We start from the raw sequence: 20590 nt of genomic DNA, 5'->3' as shown, positions 1-20590 counted from the left end.
TTAAGATTAATAGATTATAAACGTAAAGAAAAGTGACCTTTAACCTGAAAAGATATATTGTCTTTTTTAACATTGGCTACAAACCAATAGTCATTTGCAGGCATTAAATGTCCGTTGTATTGACCATCCCAACCTCTTGAATTTGAGTCTAGGGTCTTGAGTAATTTTCCGTAACGATCATAGATGTATACAATTGTTCCAGTTAAAGTTTCTACGCCAGTGATGTGCCAAGTGTCAAAGTAACCATCGTTATTTGGTGTAAAGAATTTTGGAGCATCGATGACAACAATTTCTTTAGTCACTTCAGAACAACCATTTAAATCGATAATTGTTATTGTGTGATATCCTAGGCTCACATTTTCAAAAAAGCCAGTTTCTTGAGGAGGATCGTTGTCCAGTTGATAGAGATAGTTACCTATACCACTAATGGTTACAGTGATGTTATTTGGATCCGAAAAATCAACAGTCTCTGTAATTTCGATAGTTGCTGCTTCAGATTCTGATACAGAGAATATACGTGTTGTTTCACAACCATTAGGAGTTGTTACGGTTACAGAATATGTTCCAATTTGAGTAATTTCTATTTCTGGTGTCGTTTCATTTGTAGACCATAAATAGGTGTCTCCTGCATTATTAGTGTTTGCGCTTACTATTAGTGGTAAATTTTCTAAACAGATGACCTGGTCATCAATATCTACAACTGGTTTATCAAAAACAACAGTCATAAATTGAGTGGTGCTATGGCATCCAGTTATATTATGTTCAACACGAACGAATATTGTTTCACCATTAATCGCTTCGTAAGTTGTTCCTAAATCGGCAGTGCCATTGTTGGCAGATATAGCATCGTTATGATATGTGACTGTAAACGTGTTTGGATTTTGTCCTCCTAGTATTTGAGCATTTTGTTGTGTTAAATCAAAGGCAAAGAAACCATCAAAGTCATCATCACAGGCCTCTAAACTGTCAGGTTGATTTGCAACAGGCAAAGGATTCACTTGTAAGTTGAACTCATAAATAGTAAAACAATGTGTCGTAGAAAACTCTACTCTTGCAAATAAAGCATCGTTATTCGTTTGATAGTTATAATTGCTGTCTAAAGCATTTTCTTGATTACGCGCGTCCATTTCCGAGGCATAATAACTTACCAATACATTGGCAGTTTGATCGAGTAGTGTGGCGTCTATTTCAGATAAATCGAATTGGTTATTTTCATTGTCACAAATTTGATACACACCAAAGTCGTTAATAGCAGGAGGTAAGTTAACGTCTAACTCTAAAGGTACGGCTACAAAACAATCAGATATTGTGTTAGTAACTCTAATAAAAACCGTTTGAGGATTGGTGAGATTTGTATAACTACTAGGATTTTGAATGGCATTGGTATTTGCTTCTAAATCATCTATAGTTTCAAAATAGGTTACTGTAATATCATCTTGTCTCACATCCAGAATGTCAAATTCGGCTTGTGTGATATCAAAGGTTACAATACCATCATAATCTTCATCGCACATTGTAATTTGTCCTGCAGGATTTACTTCTGGCGATTGAATAATGTTTAATTCAAAACTTGTAATTGAATTACAAATCGTACCATTATCTATAACCACAAAAATACGTTGTGGATTTACAGTATTTGTAAACTGTAGCGGTAAGGCATCAATACCATTTTCGGCATTAGATAATGATGTGTAGAATGTAACATCTAGCGTATCGTTAATACCTTCTGAAATCTCTTGAACTCGCGTGCTTAGGTCAAAAGTTTCAATCCCATCATTAGATATATCATCACAGACGAACCAGTCTGTTGGTTCATTGTATACAGGATTTGTTCCAACTTCTATTATAAAAGATGAGGTTCCGTAGCAATCAATATCTGTTATGTTTTGAACACGAACAAAAATAGTTTGAGGGTTAGATACGTTTTGATAGGCTACCGTTTTATCAATAGCATTTGTGTTGTTATCTGCATCCGACTGATTTAAAAAGTAACGTGTTTCTTTTCCTGCTTGACCGTTTAAAATTTCGGCATCCTTTGTTGAAAATATAAAATCTCCAATCCCGTCACTTTCATCTTCGCAAACTTTGTAATTTGAAATAGCCTCAAAAACAGGAAGCGTGTTCACAATAACTTGAAAGTTTTCTGTAGAATAACAACCCGTGATTGTGTTTTCGATCCTTGCAAAAATTGTTTCTGTACTGGCAGAGTAGGATGATGCTGAACCAATAACGTTTGTATTTAAGTCTGCATCAATTTGCGTATTATAAAAAGTAATATCCCTGTCGGCAGTATCTGCTACTAATTCTGAAATTTTAGAATTCAAATCAATTATAGACATACCATCTTGATCATCATCACAGATAACAATATCCATAGGTTGATTTGATAAAGGTGCAGGCAGTACTTCAATTTCAAAAGAATTTATATCTGTACAAAATGTATCGTTAGACGTAATTCTTGTGAAAAAAGTTTGCGGATTAGATATGTTAGTATAAATAGTAGGTAAGGGGTTAGTATTGTTATCTGCATCATTTTGAGAGGCAAAGTAAGTTACTGTAAAATTAGGCAAACCATTGGTTACTAAAAGATCATAAGCACTTAAGTCTATTGGAGTAAAGCCATCCTGATCTGTGTCACACTCTGTTTGATTTTCAATAGGAGCAAACTCTACTATAGGGTTTATGAGTAATTCAATTTGAGATATTTCTTGACATACAGGACTGGTAAGCGTAATGTATAAAATTTGTGGATTCGTAGTAGGTATAAACGGAACCGAAGTATCAATTGGGTTAACTTGGTTGTCTCTGTCTTCTTCAGTAAGATAATATGCAATATCAACATCATATTCCATCACGTCTTCAACATCAAAGATGATAATTTCGGTAATATTATTTAAATCGAATTCTTGAATGCCATCATTGTTTTCATCACAGTGATTAAAATCTCTTATATCTGTTGCTGTCAATAATAAATTGGTATGAATCTCAATAGGTGTTGTAGAGGCGCAACCTGTATTAGAGTCTTCAACTCTAATAAATACAGTCTGTTCATCACTGTTTATGTTGGCATAATTAGAATCGTCTGCAATAGGGTTTATACCTAGATCTGCATCCTCTTGAGTTTCATGAAAGGTAACTGTTACACCAGTCAAACCTTCTAAGACATTATTAATTATTGATGTTAAGTCGAAATTTGCAAAACCATCATGGTCTATGTCACAAGCTTCTATATAATGATTATCTGTATTTATGACAGGGTTGTTTAATACTTCAATATCTAAAGTTGTTGTTGTTGAACAGCCTGTATTTACATTCGTAACATTTACAAAAAGTGTTTCATTAGGGTTGGTGTTAACATAAGGCATTGGAATAGCGTTAACGCCATTATTTGCATCATCTTGCGTCAAATGGTACGTCACAGAGAGATCAAAGTTGCCATTAGTAATTTCATCGTCTTTTTGAGATAGGTCAATTGTGGTAAACCCATCGGCAGTGCTATCATCACAAGTCGTTAAAATTGTAGGTTGTGAAACAACAGGCAAAGGATTAACAACCAAGTCAAAATTTTGAAAAGCCAAACAACCATTTGTTGTGTCTTCAATTCTTATGAAGATGGTTTGAGGGTTAGATGTATTTTGAAATGTGCCAGATATGGCATTTGTGGCATTTTGAGCATCATTAGATGAGAGATGGTAGGTTACAGCGTAACTTGAAGCAGGAACTGCCGCAATGACCTCTGTATCTTTTGAAGATAAATCAAAAAGTTCCATTTCATCTGCACTAGGATCATCACACAATTCATAGTCTGATATAGGTTCAGCAGATTGCGTTGAACTTAATGTAACATTAACGTCATCTTCAATAAGACAGGTTGAACCTGCTAATGGTATAGAAATCTCTACACGGTAATTACCAGTTTGTGAGACATTAAGCGTTGGTTGCGATTCTCCTGACATAAGAACATTATCTTGAAACCAAGCATAGGTTGCTTGTGTGTTTTCGATATCACTATTTAGAGTAACTTGATCAGCACATGTCTGGATATCTGCACCTAGGTCAACAGTAGAGTTGAAACTGTTCCCTTCTATGAATACTGCCGAATCATAATTTTTATCTGTTTGATCGGCTATAATTAGTTTGATATGATACTGAACATTTGGTTGTATGCTTGCAGTAGCAGTCATTACAGTTGTACGACCATTATAATTGGTGTCGCCAAGGTTGTAACCTTCAAAAAATTGGTCGTTTGAAGCATCACAAAAGCCAACAATTTCGTCGTGGATTGTATTTGTATTTACTGGTGTTGAAGTTCCAGGTATAACAGCGATATTTACATATGGATCGTTAGTTCCAGCTTGTTTAATAAGAAAAGCAAAACCGTCTGAGTACTCACAAGGAAAATTACTGAAGTACTCTTCCGAGGCTAAGATGTAATTAAACTGAATTTGGTTCGCTACCGAAATAAAATCGAATTCTATAGACGTAGCATTTAAAGTTCCCGTAATACCTAAAGTGGCCTCTAAATCTGGATCTGTAGTCCAATTGGGTTGCCCTTCATTTAATACAGCAGTATTAACAGTATTCCCTCCAGATGCTGCATTTCCAGTTGATAGCATAATACCGTTTTCAAAAGGAAAGTTAGAACCAGCGCGCTCAAAATATGCAAAACTATTGAAGCCATTAATTTGACCATTAAACTGAGATTGAATATTTGATGTTTCTACACAACCTTGAATAAGGTTGTTTTCAATAAGATTTTGTTCTGAAATTGAATTATCTATACTAATCTGCTGTGCACCAATTGTGAAGCATAAAAGACATGCGATAATGTTGAGGGATTGTTTCAAAAATGTCATTTGTAAGCGGTTAAGTTATGATATTATAATCTTTTAGTTTGGGACTTGAATGATTATACATATGCTGTTCGCTCGAAAAGTAATTGTAATTTAGACGAAATACAAAAAAAGACGACGAAATGCGTTAAACTTTAACATTAATAGCATTCTGACCTATGATTTTTTTAAAATTGAACGCTATTTTTATTTAATTATTAATTTGAATCATTTCTAAGTTTATAAATTCGTCGGCATTTTCATCATACTTTTGAAAATGAACGGCTTTAATTTTTTTAGAATAATTTACTTTCAAGAATGTCACGAATTTCGTTTTCAAATGGGATGGAATCTTAAAATCTTCATCGACGCAAAAGCAAAAGCCAGAAAAAGCACTTCCACCTAAAGAGACGTTATTGTCAATAGCAAAATCTATAAACTCATTGATATAGTTTTCATTAAGTTGATTTGTAATCGTTTCTAATAATTCTAGCTTAAAACAGAGTTCTCTCATATAGTGAAATTCTAAACGTTTAACATATTTATGGTAAATTAATAAAAAACGCAAAACGACGAAACATTTGGGGCTTATGTTCCGTCGTTTAAATTAATAGCCAATTTTTGTGTTTTACACAGGAATTTGGACTACAACGGTATCATATTCTCAATTGACTAACGTTAAGATTTGGAGCTGTTACTCCCGAGAAAAATACGTCGTTGTAGTACCAAGGTAGGTTCCTGCTAGCTTGTTATAAGTCGGTGATATGACTTACTAATTTATAATAGATTGGTTGAACCATTTCATATATATTCGGTTGATCGATGCACATGCAATTTGAAAATTATAGAGGGAAAGACGGCGAACATCGCGTTCAATTCTTAAAGGAAATTAAGTTATAATATGTTAAAACACAAAAAAATAAGATGAATGACTTTAAATTTTAACATTTCTAGTAATTTACGTACACCCAGCCTACAAGTGGACGATAATTTGCATCATTGAGGTTTAGTACATAAAAATAAGTACCTACAGGAACAAGTTTACCATGATTGTTTAAACCTCTATTTATTAAACCATACCATTTTTTATTATTGTCACCTTCAAAAATTAAAGTACCATAACGATTGAAAATTTTTAGTTCATGATTTTCAAAAATGTCATACAAACCTTGGATGTTAAACCAGTCATTTTTGCCATCATCATTTGGAGAAAATCCTTGAGGGACATATGGCGGACAGTTTTCTACAGACAAATCCATCTGGTAGGCATCATAACAAGGAGGATTGTCAACCTTAATGAATACTGTCATGGGGTTGCTTATGTTTGAATAGGCTTGCGGATTTATAATTTGATTTTGATTAGACTCTAAATCATCAATTGTTTCATAAAACTCTGGTTCAATAGCCGAAGTGACTGACGCTTGGAAAAGTGCGACTAAATTAAACGTAGCACTGCTGAAGCCTTCATTACAAGCAATCTCATTTGGTAATGTTTGAATTGGAGGAACAACCAACAGTTCAATAAGTTCATCATCAATATTGTTATTTTCGTTTATTTCTATAATTATTCCATTGCCAGTACCATCATCGTCTACAACTAGTGTTAATAAAAATACATCTCCTATATTATCGGGTAGGACAAGGGTGATTGTGCCTGTTTCTGAACCGTCTATTGCAATATCATTTTGGGTTTGAGCCTGCCCTATAAGAATACCATCTGCATAAAAGGCAATTGGCGTGTTAACAGGCAAAGGATCTGTGCTATTGGTATTAAATACAGTATAATCTACCATTAAACTTCGATCACCACAATTGATTATATAATCGTCTATCGCAATTGTAGCATCGGGTAATTGGCTATTTAATACGGTTACTATGTTATTTATAATGATTAGGTCTGCTCGAAAAACACCAAATTCATCAAAAGCTCCTGTTGTCATTTTTATGGTAGCACTTGTATCTCCAATATTAATATTGTCCTGAATGCTGTAAACATCGAGGTCGGCATTATAAAATGTATTAGAGTTAGTAAAGCTATTGGTGCCATTAAAAGCATTATCACTTAAATTAAGAGGCGGATTTGATAATACATTATCATTAATTGATAAGGTCTCACCGAAATTTAAGTTATTATCTCCTTCCCAAGCCAAAAAACCAATTTTAGCGCCTTCATTATCAATAACGTTAAGGTTGTCTATGGTAATTGTTTTTTCTTGATTGTTTCTATTAATAATTTCTAAACCTTGATATAAGTTAAGTTGATTTAGTGGAAGTGTGCTATCTTCATAGATGATATAAATACTCCAGCCTGCAAAATTGGTTCTATTATTGCAAAAGCCAGGTGTGTTGGTCAAGGTATCTGTTAAATCTAGGTCAGACAATTCGTAAATAGTATTTCCTTCGGAAAGTATAATATCAGTAATTTCCGCATAACAAGAAAAATAAGTAAGCGTATCTGTAAAAGGTTCGGAATAGTCTACTGTGTAAGTGTCTTCAGCATCTATCGAAATTCCGTTAAGCATGACGTTGGTATCACCAGTTCCAGATCCAGCCCAGTATAAATACGCTGCAACAACAGTTCCAGAAGAAGTTAAATTTAATGTAGCACTAGAAGACTCTAAAGGAAAACAAAAGCTGTCGTCTAAATTATTTTCAAACGGATTGAGTGTGTTACCAATAGCTGTATAATCATATCTGCCATTAAATTGTTGGAATAATTCAATGTCTTGCGCAAATGAGGGAATTGTAAAAACAAAGGCTATGATTACTGTTATGTATGTTCTAAACCTCATTTGACATATATTATAAAAACCAATTTACACAAAATTTAGTTAGCGTTTTAGAGCAAAATGGCCTTTTAACGTTCTTCCATCTTGCAAATTAATCACAAACCAATAATCGCTTGCAGGCATATTAAAACCTTCAAAGGTCCCATCCCAACCAACACTTAAAGGGTCTAATTCTTTAAGTAACTTTCCAAAGCGATCAAAGATGAGTATTTGTGAATTGGGTTGAAAGTCTGCCGAAATGCCTTTAACCTGCCAATGCTGATTATAGGTGTCACCATTAGGTGTAAAAAACTTAGGAAACCCAATAACAGAGACAATCTCTTCAACAATTCCACAATCATTTTCAATATCGCGAACATAAACAGTATGGAATCCAAAACTCACATTCTCGAAGATATTACTTTCTTGGTATGGCCCATTAATATCATCAAGTGCATATTCATAAATGCCATCACCAGAAACAAAAACAGAAATGGAGTTGTTGTTAGTTGCATCTGTCACTTCAATACTTGTAAATGTAGCAGTGTCTGAAGGTAATACTGTAATGGTTCTATCTTTAAAACAGCCATCTGTAGAGGTAACTCTTACGGTGTACGTTCCTGGTTCATTTACTTCAATTTCAAATTCATCTTCTCCAGTAGACCAGTCGTAATAATAGTTGTTAGGAATATCGTCAATAAGACCTCCTGTTAAGGTAATGGTCTCAGGGAAATTATTGAGACAGTAAAAGACTTCTTCTTGAATAACAATGTTTGGCAACTCGAAAACCGTGAGTTGAATGTCACTAATACCAAAACAAGCATTCATATTCTCAACACGCGCATAAATGATTTGGCTACCTGGTATTGTATTGACAAAGTTATTACCTAGAGGATTGTCTTCAATTAATGCCTCTTCATAGGTTTCATAAAAGATCACATCTAAATCGGCAGGTAATCCAAACAGAATATCGTCTAAGGCATTAGACAAATTGAAGTTATAAAAGCCATCTTCAGTACCATCATCATCACAAACTTCTAAAATGGCATTGTTAGAAGACGTAGAACTCGTCTCTAAAGTGAGCTCGGCAATATTGGTGCAGCCCGCAACTGTGTCTGTAACCAGAGCATAAATGGTTTGCGGATTGAAATAATTTTCAAAAGCATCGGCATTAAGTTCATCTTCGTTGTTTTCTAAATCGGCAAGCGATACATAGAAATTGATGGTTCTATCGGTTGCACCACCAGTTATATCGTCAAAGGCTTCGTTAAGGTCAAAAATGGTAAAGCCCTCAGGAATCCCATCTTCATCACATTGAATAAGCGTAGAGTCATTAGCTTCAGGAATAGGGTTAACCGTTAAATTTAGAGGAAAAACACCAATACAATCATTCGCAATTTCTTCTATTCTAACAAAAACCTCCTGATTATCAGCCATAGTATTTTCGAACATTGCCGCAATCGGATTGGTGTCATTTTCGGCATCGTTCTCTGTTGCGTGAAATGTGACCGTAAAATTATCAGGGTTTTGACCATTTAAAATTTCAGGAACGGTAGCTTCCAAATCAAACTCGGCTATCCCATTAGCAATGTCTCCATCACTATCATTATCGCAAATGCTTAAATCATTTGGCGGATTGGCATTTATGCTTCTTACATTAAGATCAAATTGAGTTGTGACAAAACATTGTGAAATTGTATTTTCGATTCTGGCGTAAATAATCTCAGCACTATTTGTATTGGTATATGGACTTGCAATAGGGTTGTTACCGAGAATGGCATCACCTTCTGTGGTATGATACGTCACTACAGTATTGGTTTGTGCTCCAACAATAGCAGGAGTGTTTTCGTCTAAATTAAATGAAGCGATACCATCATCAAAAGGCGCTTCATTATCACACATATCAAAAGAAAGTGAGGCATCATTAGTTGGGACTTGTGGCTCTGGTGATACAGGGAATTGAGCAGTTCCAGTCCATTCTAAACTAAAAGGACTATTACCAACAGGTCTATCGATTACTATATAATAGGTCTCTCCAGCTTGGACGGTAATCCAACTTACAAAACTATTTCCATCTGCTCCAGGACCTTCTGAAACGTCCGTCTCTGGATCACTCATCCCAGTTAAATTATTACCTTGATTCGCAGCAGCCGGATTTGTGGTAGAACACCTAATGGCTTGACCAAGGTTTGCACAAGAATTTGTAGGGCCAAAAACAGAAAAATCGTAATCTTCATTGATGCTGGTGCTATTTGGTGTTAATACAAAACCTAAAGTTCCACCTTGTTCAAAAGTAAGTCTAAACCAGATAGTGTTGTTTTCTACCATACCACAGGCATTGGAGAATGTATCAACATTTCCAGTACCGCTCACATCTAAATCTACATTAGAATTTCCGCAGATTTGAATAGCATCTACACAATCATTTGGGGTTTGTGCATAGAATTGATTAACAAGTAAAGAGACAATGATTAATACTAATAATTTGGGGGTTCTGTTCATATAGGTTTTAGCGCTTTAAAGTGAAATGTCCTTTTAATACTCGACCATCTTCTAATGTAATGACATACCAATAATCATTTGTTGGCATATCGAAACCATTAAAAGTACCGTCCCAACCTGAACTTAAAGGATCTAGTTCGATGAGAAGTTTACCGTAACGGTCAAAAATTAAAATTTGGGTATTGGGTTGAAAATCTGTTGAAATGCCTTTGACATTCCAAAATATATTATGTGTATCTCCATTTGGTGTAAAGAATTTAGGAATCCCAATAACGGATACTAATTCTTCTACTGTTCCGCAGTCGTTTTTTGTATCTCTAACATAAACAGTATGAAATCCGAAAGCTACATTTTCAAACAGACTACTGTCTTGATAAGGTCCAATAGGGTTATCTAATGCATATTCATAAGTGCCTTCTCCTGTGACTTCGACAAGAATAGAGTTGTTGGATGTAGCGTCTGTAACGAGTATATCTGTAATCGTTGCAATGTTAGAAGGAAGAACATTAACTGTTCTATCAACAAAACAACCATTTGTATTACTAACTCTTACAGTGTAGGTTCCAGGTTCATTTACTTCAATTTCAGATGTAGTCGCACTAGTAGACCATTCATAATAATAGTTGTTTGGTAAGTCGTCAATAACACCTCCAGTAAGCACAATAGTTTCGGGAGATGTATTAAGACAATAATACAATGTTTCGTTTGTCTCAACATTTGGAAGTTCGTAAACGCTTAACTGTAATTCGCTAATGCCATAACAAGCATTTTCGTTTTCAACTCTTGCATATACTGTTTGTGAATAAGGAGTCGTATTAGAAAAACTAGTGTCTAGAGGAAAGCTCTCTACTAAAGCATTCTCATAGGTTGAATAATAGGTAACGGTTAATCCATCAGGCAAACCAGCCAAGATACTGTCGTTTGCATCGGTGAGATTAAACGTTGTTAATCCATCATTGTCTCCCATGTCGCAATCTTCCAAGGTGGCGTTATTAGCATTCGTGCTACTCACTTCTAAGGTGACTTCGGAAATATTAATACAACCATTTTCGGTATTTTTTACAACCGCATAGATAATTTGCGGATTTGAAGTATTCGTATAGTTTACGGGAATTGGAGCGACTTCGTTTTCTGCATTAGCGAACGTTTCATAAAATCGAACTTGAACGCCTTGAGCATCATTAGAGACGTCCTGAATAATTTCACTTAAATTAAATGTAGTGATATTATCAGTGTCATCGTCACATTGAAATATAGTCGCATCATTGGCAACGGGAATATCCTCTGTAGATAGTAAAACTGTTGCACTCCCTTCAATTGGGCAACCACCATCATTTGGTTCAATAAACACTTCATAAAAGCCTGGACTATTAACCTCTAAAATAAAACCGGTTTCATCATTTAATACAACACTATCTTTAAGCCAAGTATAAGTTGCACCATCAATATTATTGGCGGTTAAGTTTTTGCTCTGTCCGCCACATAAAAAGACTTCACATTTACTTAATCCGTTGTTTACAATATCGATTCGTCTATTAAACCATTGTCTATTAATTTGAGGTAAAGTGGTTCGTACTGTATTTTGAAGATCCTCGTTGATGTCAATTAAAAAACTAAATTCAATATAGTTTATGTTGTCTAAATTATTAACATCCGGATTACTAACGACACTCATGTAACGCAAGTAATCTTCATTATCACTATCAAAGGTTAGATTGGTTCTGTAAATTTTATTGTCGTTACCAAGCTGTAAGGCATCTGCTGTGGCTATACCTTGTTCTTCCAGTATTTCCATAGAATCAGCAATGCTATCTGCATTTAAATCCCATCTTAAAAACCGCTTCGGAACATCAAAATCTATCGAATTTCCTTCTGAAGTAATTGCATAAAGCCAGTCGCTCAAAGCAGAAAACTCTAGAGTGACCGGATAATCATTACCATTTTGACCAAAAAAGACATCCTTGCGATTGTCAATGATCCCTGTATTATTATCAAAATCATAGAGATGGATACTTCCTGGATCTGCAAATTGCGTATCAGAAATAAACGCACCATGCGCAATGGCTATTTTTGTTCCATCGGGAGATGACTTAAGTTGCCCATGTCCATGATAATAAGGCTCTCCAGTTGAATTAAAAACCCCTATTTCTTGTAAAGGCGCAACCGTAGAAATTATCGGATTTGGATTAACACCATTCTCATCCATTTTAAAAGCGTAGAAATTTGATAAGAAATGTGTAATAATCCAATACGAGTTGCAGTCGGAGCCTCTAACAGCCGTTAACATCCAACTTGTTTTTACAATGGCTTCATTAGTTGACAATGGGTTATAGGTAATCAACTCTATATTTTTTTGCGACGGAATAACATCTCCCAAGCCATTGTCTAATGACATGTCGATTTCAGAATAATTTAAACCGCTATTTTCACCATCATCAAAAAGATTGTTTGGGCCTTTAAAATCTATTGTAAAAATAAAGTATCTACCAGGATTATTAGGTTTTGGTAAGATTATAGAGTTTTTAAATCCTTTTAAATCGGTGCCATTAAGTAAGCTGGCATTAGGAAATTGTGTGTGATTTTTATTCCATATGGTTCTACTATCTGAATAAAATAATAGATTGCCATATTTATCTGAAATCGCCGATGGAAAATGTTCAAAGCCAGTTTCATCACTTATGACCATTCCGTTGGTATCTGTTACTACATTATTGTCGCAAAAATTGAAATTAACACCAGCATTTTGATTAAAAAACCAATACGACCCTTCACTTTGGCTAAAACTAACAAAGCCAATTAAGAGGATAATATATTGGATTTTATATTTCATATTTTTTTAAATGTTACCGTTTTAAGGCGAAATGACTTTTAAATATACGACCATCTTCTAGGGTTACTACAAACCAATAATCGCTAGACGGCATATTAAAACCATTAAAAGTTCCGTCCCATCCAGGACCAAGCGGATCTAATTCTTTAAGTAACTTTCCAAAGCGATCAAAGATGAGTATTTGTGAATTGGGTTGAAAATCTGCCGAAATGCCTTTAACCTGCCAATGCTGATTATAGGTGTCACCATTAGGTGTAAAAAACTTAGGGAATCCAATAACAGAGACAATCTCTTCAACAATTCCACAATCGTTTTCAATATCGCGAACATAAACAGTATGGAATCCAAAACTCACATTCTCGAAGATATTACTTTCTTGGTATGGCCCATTAATATCATCAAGTGCATATTCATAAATGCCGTCACCAGAAACAAAAACAGAAATGGAGTTGTTATTGGTTGCATCTGTCACTTCAATATTAGTAAACGTTGCAACGTCTGAAGGCGATACTGTAATGGTTCTATCTTTAAAACAGCCATCTGTAGAGGTAACTCTTACGGTATACGTTCCTGGTTCATTTACTTCAATTTCAAATTCATCTTCTCCAGTAGACCAGTCGTAGTAATAATTATTTGGAGTATCGTCAATAAGACCTCCTGTTAAGGTAATGGTCTCAGGGAAATTATTGAGACAGTAAAAGACTTCTTCTTGAATAACAATGTTTGGCAATTCGAAAACCGTGAGTTGAATGTCACTAATACCAAAACAAGCATTCATATTCTCAACACGCGCATAAATGATTTGGCTACCTGGTATTGTATTGACAAAGTTATTACCTAGAGGATTGTCTTCAATTAATGCCTCTTCATAGGTTTCATAAAAGGTCACATCTAAATCGGCAGGTAATCCAAACAGAATATCGTCTAAGGCATTAGACAAATTGAAGTTATAAAAGCCATCTTCAGTACCATCATCATCACAAACTTCTAAAATGGCATTGTTAGAAGACGTAGAACTCGTCTCTAAAGTGAGCTCTGCAATATTAATACAGCCTGTTGTTGTATCTGTAACCAGAGCATAAATGGTTTGCGGATTGAAATAATTTTCAAAAGCATCGGCATTAAGTTCATCTTCGTTGTTTTCTAAATCGGCAAGCGATACATAGAAATTGATGGCTCTATTTGTTGCACCACCAGTTATATCGTCAAAGGCTTCGTTGAGGTCAAAAATGGTAAAGCCTTCGGGAATCCCATCTTCATCACACTGAATAAGTGTTGTGTCAATAGCATCAGGCGAATTGTTCACGGTAAGAATAAACGAATCTGTGCTATAACAATCTGGATTAGCATTATTTTCGATACGCACAAAAACCTCTTCTAGATTAGGCGTTGTATTGGTATAAACATTTGGAAACGCGCTGGTATTGTTGTCGGCATCTTCCTGCGTTGGATGATACGAAATGGTATAAAGTGCCTCATCTTGCGGACCTAAAATACCAGCATTTAAATCTTGTAAATCGGTATTGGTAAATCCGTCCATATTGTTCCCATTAAAGTCGTTGTCACAAACTGTGATATCATCTAATGTGAGAATCACAGGGCTTATAAATACGCTTAAGCTAAATGAAGTCGTGGCAAAACAATTTTGATTATCGTTGTTGTCTACACGTGCATAGATGATTTGAGGGGTTTCGGTATTTTCAAAGGCGCCAATAATTTCATTTTCGTTAGTATCTGCATCTTCCTGTGAGGTATAATAATGTACGGTATATTGATTAGGATCTTGCATGCCTAAAATATCAGTGTCTTGAACAGTAAGGTTAAAAGTGGATGTTTCAGACGCATCACAAACAACAATATCTTGAGGTTGCGTGGCAGTAGGAATATCAAAAACGCCAACAACGGCTTCGCCTTCAATAGGACATTCTCCGTTATTTGGTTCGATAAAAACTTCATAAAAACCTGGGCTATCAATTAAAAGCTCAAAAGTACTCTCTGGTACAATGACATCATCTTTCATCCAAGTATATGTCGCACCAGGCACATTTTCTGCAATTAATGTGTAGCTATCTCCTGTACATAATTTTAACTCAGTAGTGCTAATACCATTTTGTATGATATCAATTTGCGAATTAAATAAGGATTGGATAAAAGGAGGAAGGCCAATGCGGCTTGCGTTTTGAAACCCACCATTAACATCTAATAAAATGCCCGTTTCATCATAGTTCGTTGCAGCTCCAGTGGCTTCAGGATTGTTGATAATACCGATATAATCGCCAGAAGAATTAAAATTTGCAAAGCTAATCTGTGCTCGATATATACGTTTGTCCAGTCCTAATTGTAAAGCACCAGCACTTAATGAAAACGAATTGTGAATTAAATTAATTGAATTGGGGATATCAGCACTTTCTAAATCCCATTGATAAATACTACTTGCTCCATTACCTTGTTCGCCTGCACCAACTGTAGCATATACTTTTCTGTTTTCTGAAGAGAATTCAACGCCATAAGGGCTGTCACCATTTTCTGGACCATATAATTCAATAGAGTTTGAAACGATACCTGTATCATTATCAAAATCAAATAAATAAACACCTCCAGGAGCATTACCTGCTGTTATGGTAGCAAAGCCAAAATGAGCAACGGCCAGTTTCGTGCCGTCAGGAGATGCCTTAATATAACCCAGTGAATTTCTGCGATAACCAGATATGGGAACTGAAGGGCCAACAGTTGAAATAACTGGCGTGGTATCTACGCCATTTATGTCTACTTTAAAGGCATAAAATTTATCTGTAAAATGAGTAATTACCCAAAATGAAGAGCAGTCATCTGCTTTTACGGCAGTGATTTTTTCTGAACATTTATAGGCAACTTCTTGAGGGTTAGTAACATCATAAGTTATTAGAGGTACATTTTTTTCGGTATCTACCACATCGCCTAGACCTCCATTTAGTGTGATGTCAACTAGTGAATAATTGAATCCATTATTAAATCCGTCATCGGCATTAGGGACCGAACCACCACTGTCGTAATTACCAGTAAACTGATTAGGGCTCACACTTGCATTATCATGATGAGGTTCATCAACTGTGAAAATGTAATATTGAGTTGGATCTTGAGGTTTAGGAACGATTAGGCCAGACGAGGTGCTAGACGGGTCTCCTAAAAGACCAGTGCCTCCAAAGTAATCACCATTTGGCATTATTTCATGATTTTGATTCCAAACCGTTTGGCCATCAGTATAAAATAATAAGTTTCCGTTAGGGTCAGAAATCGAAGTACACCCTTCAAGTGTATTAATTTGACCGTCAGTAATGGCACTAACTGAACCAGTTCCTGCATCAAATTGGAGGCCGGCGTTTCTGCCAAAATACCAAAACGATGCTTCTTGTTGAGCAAATGTGAGGGCAACAGAAAGTAGCGTTATAAGGATTAAAACGGATCTCTTTTTCATGTAATATTTGCAATTAGCCTAGAAGTGTCAGTTATTAAACAGTTTCAGCGTTGGAAGTCCTACTTTTTTCTTCGGAAAATTAACAACATTAAAACATGCAAACAATAGACACCTAAGCCAATAAAGATATTACAAATCTCGCTTTTTTAATAATCTATACGATAAAAAGATAAATAAGGCAGTCCAAGCCATTACAATTGCGATCTCATGCCAATGTACGCCAAAGTCATACAAGAACTCTTGACCGTTAGGTGCTTTTGAAATAGCAATTCTTTGAAACGGTTGATCGATGAGCTTGTACATTGATTTTAATGGGAAAAAGTTTTGAATTTTTTCAGCAAGATCAACATCTGCTCTCCACGTTATGAGTCCGAAAATAATCCACTCCAAAATATAGAGTACGAATAAAAATGCTAAGGCAAATGCCGAGCGTTTTACGAGCATTCCTAAGAATAGACATAAACTAAAGAATCCTACAAGTTTCAAGAAATAGGCGAATAGAAATTCGGTTTCTCTAAAAATAAGATGCGCCTCATTAATGCTCGAATAATAGAGACCTATACAAAGGCAAATTATGAATATTAAAATAGTAGCAACTGCCGAGAAAAATACAATCGTATAGAATTTAGACAGTATAAATTCCTTTTTACTCAAGCCGTCGATGAGGTTCTGTTTGAGCGTTTTATTGCTATATTCGTTACCAATCATACTTACGACGACGATGGCAAAAAAGAACTTAAATTGCGAGGCAAAAAACGTCGTGATATGCCATACTATAGGAAAGTTGAAAAGCCCATAATCTCCTAGTTCTAAGACGAAAAACCCAAAGAAGTTAATTTTAAGAGATGACAGAATAATTACAAAAAAGGGTAGAATGAATGATATAAAAATAAGAACCTTACTCGCTCTATTGAGGAGTAATTTTTGAAGTTCTAACTGTAATAATCTAAACATGGTGGTTGGTTTTTTATAAGATCTGAAATGATTTCAGACCGGTTTTGATTGATGATTAATTGTTGTCTGTTAATTGTAAGAATTGTTCTTCCAAACTTTCTTTACGTTTAACAAGATGAGATAGGACAATGTTCTTTTCAAACATTAAGATATTGAATGTTTGTGCATCCATAGGTTCATTTAAAAACGCCGTGATTAAGCCGTCTTCAACCTTTATATTTCCAAATGATTTGTGATTTTCAAGTAAGCCTATTAAATCATCGTGTTTTTCGGATTTAAGCTCAAAAAAGCCATGACTAGAAATCATCTCATCAACACGACCAGAATACAGCTTTTCTCCTTTTCTAAGTACAACAACATGAGAACATACCTTTTCAACTTCATCCAGAAGGTGAGATGCTAAAAGTATAGTGGTTCCTGAGTTGGCAATATCTTTTATAATTTGACGTATTTGATGAATTCCTTGAGGATCTAGACCGTTTGTAGGTTCGTCAAGTATTAAAATTTCAGGATCATTAAGTAAAGCCGAAGCAATTGCTAAACGCTGTTTCATACCTAATGAATAGGTTTTGAACTTATGATCTTTTCGGTCTAAAAGCCCTACGACTTCTAGTTTTTCGTGAATTTTACTTTGATCTACACCTTTTATTCTACAGACGAGCTTTAAATTTTGTTCGGCTGTCATGTAAGGATAAAAATTTGGTCGTTCTATAATAGCACCTACTTTTTTAAGCGCATCATGCGTTGTAACGTTGCCATCAAACCAGTGAAAGTCACCAGATGTTTCGTTGACCACATTTAAAACGATTCCAAGTGTTGTTGATTTACCACTTCCGTTTGGTCCTAAAATGCCATATACATTGCCCTTATTAATAGTAAACGACAAATCTTTAACAGCAGTGAGGTACCCAAATTTCTTGGTAAGATTTTTAATGGTTAAAATTGATTCCAAAATTTGATTGATTTTTCTGTAGGGTTTTTGCCTACAGTGGTTGATTATTTAAGTAAGACGACTAGAAATTAGATTTGTTACAAAAAAGGTATTGACCACATTTTGTGATGAACTTAATCTAGAAATAATAGTTTCAATACGAATATCGTAATTATTAAGTTTACACCAAGTCTTACCCATTTTGTATGCTTTTTTGCAACGATAGCAACAATAGAAATTAGGGATAAGAATCCAGCGACAATAAGTAATTGAGCAAGTTCAATACCAACATTAAAACCTAAGAGCGGTAAAACAATAGACTCATCGTCAAAAATTAATCTTTTAATGTAATTGGAAAAACCAAGACCATGAATGAGTCCGAAAGCCAGCAAAATAAGATAGGTTATTGTAAGCTGTGGTTTGGTGTTTTTGTCTTTTAAAATGACCCAAAAATTATGGATGCAACTTAGTAAAATAGTAATAGGAATAAGGGCTTCAATATGATCTGGATTTATAGAAACCATATCGAGGCCAGATAAAAATAGTGTAATGCAATGACCAATAGTGAATGCAGTTACAAGTCCTAAGATTTTTTTCCAATCTTTAAACGTATAGAGTAAGCAAAATGAGAGAATAAAATAAAAATGATCTAAGCCTTCGGGATCTAAAATATGGTTAATACCTTCCTTTAAATAAAACCAAAAATCACTCATTATTACTACAGATTAATTCCAGTTTTCGTCAAAATCTAAGTTGTCATAATCACCAACATCAATATCATCATCAAGTCCGTCAAAATCATCATTTAAGTCATCGGCTTCGAATGATTTTTCTGGAGCGGCATCTGGAATTTGACCATGCACAAACATAAGGTTAGGGTAGTCGGTACCATCGGCTTCATCTACAATTTCAGCTAGTTCCACATAGAAAGTCCACATGCTTAAAAAATCATATACATAAATGAGTTTAGTTTGCGCCTCATGAACAACTTCATTTAATGTTGTTTCGGCCATAACACGCACTGCGTTTGGTCCTTCACTGACATCAAACATAGAAATTTCTTCACCCTGTTCCCAGGTGTCATTACTAAGATAAAACGACGCCATTTCTAGTCCGTCAAAACCAAAAGACTGTGTTATCGTATTGTGTAAGTCTTCAAGCGAGTCTGTTTCTCGAATTTCGATATCTCTAAAAATATCGTCTTCGGTATCGTTATCAAGTATAACCCTAAATCTGTAAATCATTGTCATCAATTATGCCGCAAAGATACTACTAATGTACAAATAAAGTTTTAAGTTAACAGTGCTTTTTTATGGCGACTTTCAAGAAAAATATAAAACTGAATACCAAACATTACAAGAGCAATTACAAGATGTAGTGGTTGCGATAAGAAAGGGAAATCGAAGTAGTACATGACCATACCAGTAACAATTTCGGCAATGATACATAGCATTAATAATCTTGTTTTTCCATAGCCTAAATTATATTTTCTATGACGAAGATACAGCCAGCCGTTTAAAAGTAAAACAAGGACAGAAAAGCTACGATGCACATAAAATTTCAAAGTGGGATTACTAAGCCATTCTGATTTTACGTAACCAATTGCTTTAACCTGTTCATCAATAAGTTGTCTTACTTGAGTTCCAAGAATAATCTGAACTAATGATAATAGGATAGCGGCTAGGATTACATTTCTAAATGTTACATCGAATTTTTGATCTTTGAATGTTAGTTTTGAAGCATAAATTAAATACAATATAAAAGCAACAATGACCATTGCCATGACCATATGAATGGTGATTTTGTATGGTGCTAAATTAGAATCTACAACCGTTTTACCCAGCCAGGCTTGAAAGCCCATTCCAAAAACAGTGGCAACAGAAATAATAGTTAACCATTTATTTTTTCGCCATAACCAAAAAGATAAAAATGTAAATATGAGAATTGGAATGCCAGACAGCGCACCACACAATCTGTTTATATACTCTACCCAAGTGTGTGTTGGATTAAAAGTTGCATAATCATGCTTTGTATACGTTTCCCAATTATTGAGGTTAATGGTTTCGGAAGATTTAAAATCTTTGGTAGCAACAAGTAATGCTTCGTCTTTGATAATAACGATGCCCTTTTTATAGGTTTGATTAGGTTTAAATTGCAATTGAGATACATCGGTAGGAGGTATGTAATATCCAAAACATTTTGGCCAATCAGGGCAGCCCATGCCAGAGCCTGTCATACGAACAACAGCACCTGCAATGATAACGAGATAAACAAGAACTAATGCTATTTTGGCAAATCTTCTAAATGATTTTTGCATAA

General features: G+C 35.0%; 11 protein-coding genes. All 11 read right to left on the bottom strand.

The genetic code is table 11. The features are described 5' to 3' along the window. Positions 1–14: 14 nt before the first annotated feature. Complete coding sequence (locus Q0893_RS17600; protein WP_299278174.1) at positions 15–4856, bottom strand: T9SS type B sorting domain-containing protein; 4842 nt, start codon at positions 4854–4856, stop codon at positions 15–17. 187 nt (positions 4857–5043) lie between these two features. Then, complete coding sequence (locus Q0893_RS17595) at positions 5044–5346, bottom strand: hypothetical protein (protein ID WP_298904216.1); 303 nt, start codon at positions 5344–5346, stop codon at positions 5044–5046. A 436-nt stretch (positions 5347–5782) separates the two neighbouring features. Continuing rightward, complete coding sequence (locus Q0893_RS17590; protein WP_299278169.1) at positions 5783–7624, bottom strand: gliding motility-associated C-terminal domain-containing protein; 1842 nt, start codon at positions 7622–7624, stop codon at positions 5783–5785. A gap of 39 nt (positions 7625–7663) precedes the next feature. Continuing rightward, positions 7664–10102: a T9SS type B sorting domain-containing protein gene (locus Q0893_RS17585; RefSeq protein WP_299278166.1), complete on the bottom strand. Its 2439-nt coding sequence runs from the start codon at positions 10100–10102 to the stop codon at positions 7664–7666. Between the two features lie 7 nt (positions 10103–10109). Further along, positions 10110–12932, bottom strand: a complete 2823-nt coding sequence (locus Q0893_RS17580; protein WP_299278163.1) for a T9SS type B sorting domain-containing protein — start codon at positions 12930–12932, stop codon at positions 10110–10112. A 13-nt stretch (positions 12933–12945) separates the two neighbouring features. Then, positions 12946–16386, bottom strand: a complete 3441-nt coding sequence (locus Q0893_RS17575; RefSeq protein WP_299278160.1) for a T9SS type B sorting domain-containing protein — start codon at positions 16384–16386, stop codon at positions 12946–12948. A gap of 129 nt (positions 16387–16515) precedes the next feature. Then, positions 16516–17340 carry an ABC transporter permease subunit gene (locus Q0893_RS17570; protein ID WP_298904226.1) on the bottom strand — a complete coding sequence of 275 codons (825 nt, stop codon included), beginning with the start codon at positions 17338–17340 and terminating at the stop codon, positions 16516–16518. A gap of 55 nt (positions 17341–17395) precedes the next feature. Beyond that, positions 17396–18292: an ABC transporter ATP-binding protein gene (locus Q0893_RS17565; RefSeq protein ID WP_299278157.1), complete on the bottom strand. Its 897-nt coding sequence runs from the start codon at positions 18290–18292 to the stop codon at positions 17396–17398. Positions 18293–18405: 113 nt separating this feature from the next. Further along, positions 18406–18984, bottom strand: coding sequence for a HupE/UreJ family protein (locus Q0893_RS17560; protein ID WP_298904232.1), 579 nt, complete (start codon positions 18982–18984; stop codon positions 18406–18408). A gap of 12 nt (positions 18985–18996) precedes the next feature. Further along, positions 18997–19515 carry a hypothetical protein gene (locus Q0893_RS17555; protein ID WP_298904234.1) on the bottom strand — a complete coding sequence of 173 codons (519 nt, stop codon included), beginning with the start codon at positions 19513–19515 and terminating at the stop codon, positions 18997–18999. A 47-nt stretch (positions 19516–19562) separates the two neighbouring features. After that, complete coding sequence (locus Q0893_RS17550) at positions 19563–20588, bottom strand: heme A synthase (protein WP_298904236.1); 1026 nt, start codon at positions 20586–20588, stop codon at positions 19563–19565. Positions 20589–20590: the final 2 nt, after the last annotated feature.

Origin of the sequence: uncultured Psychroserpens sp., assembly GCF_947494225.1 — a bacterium.
Taxonomy (GTDB): Bacteria; Bacteroidota; Bacteroidia; order Flavobacteriales; family Flavobacteriaceae; genus Psychroserpens.
This window is presented reverse-complemented; position numbering and strand designations above follow the sequence as displayed.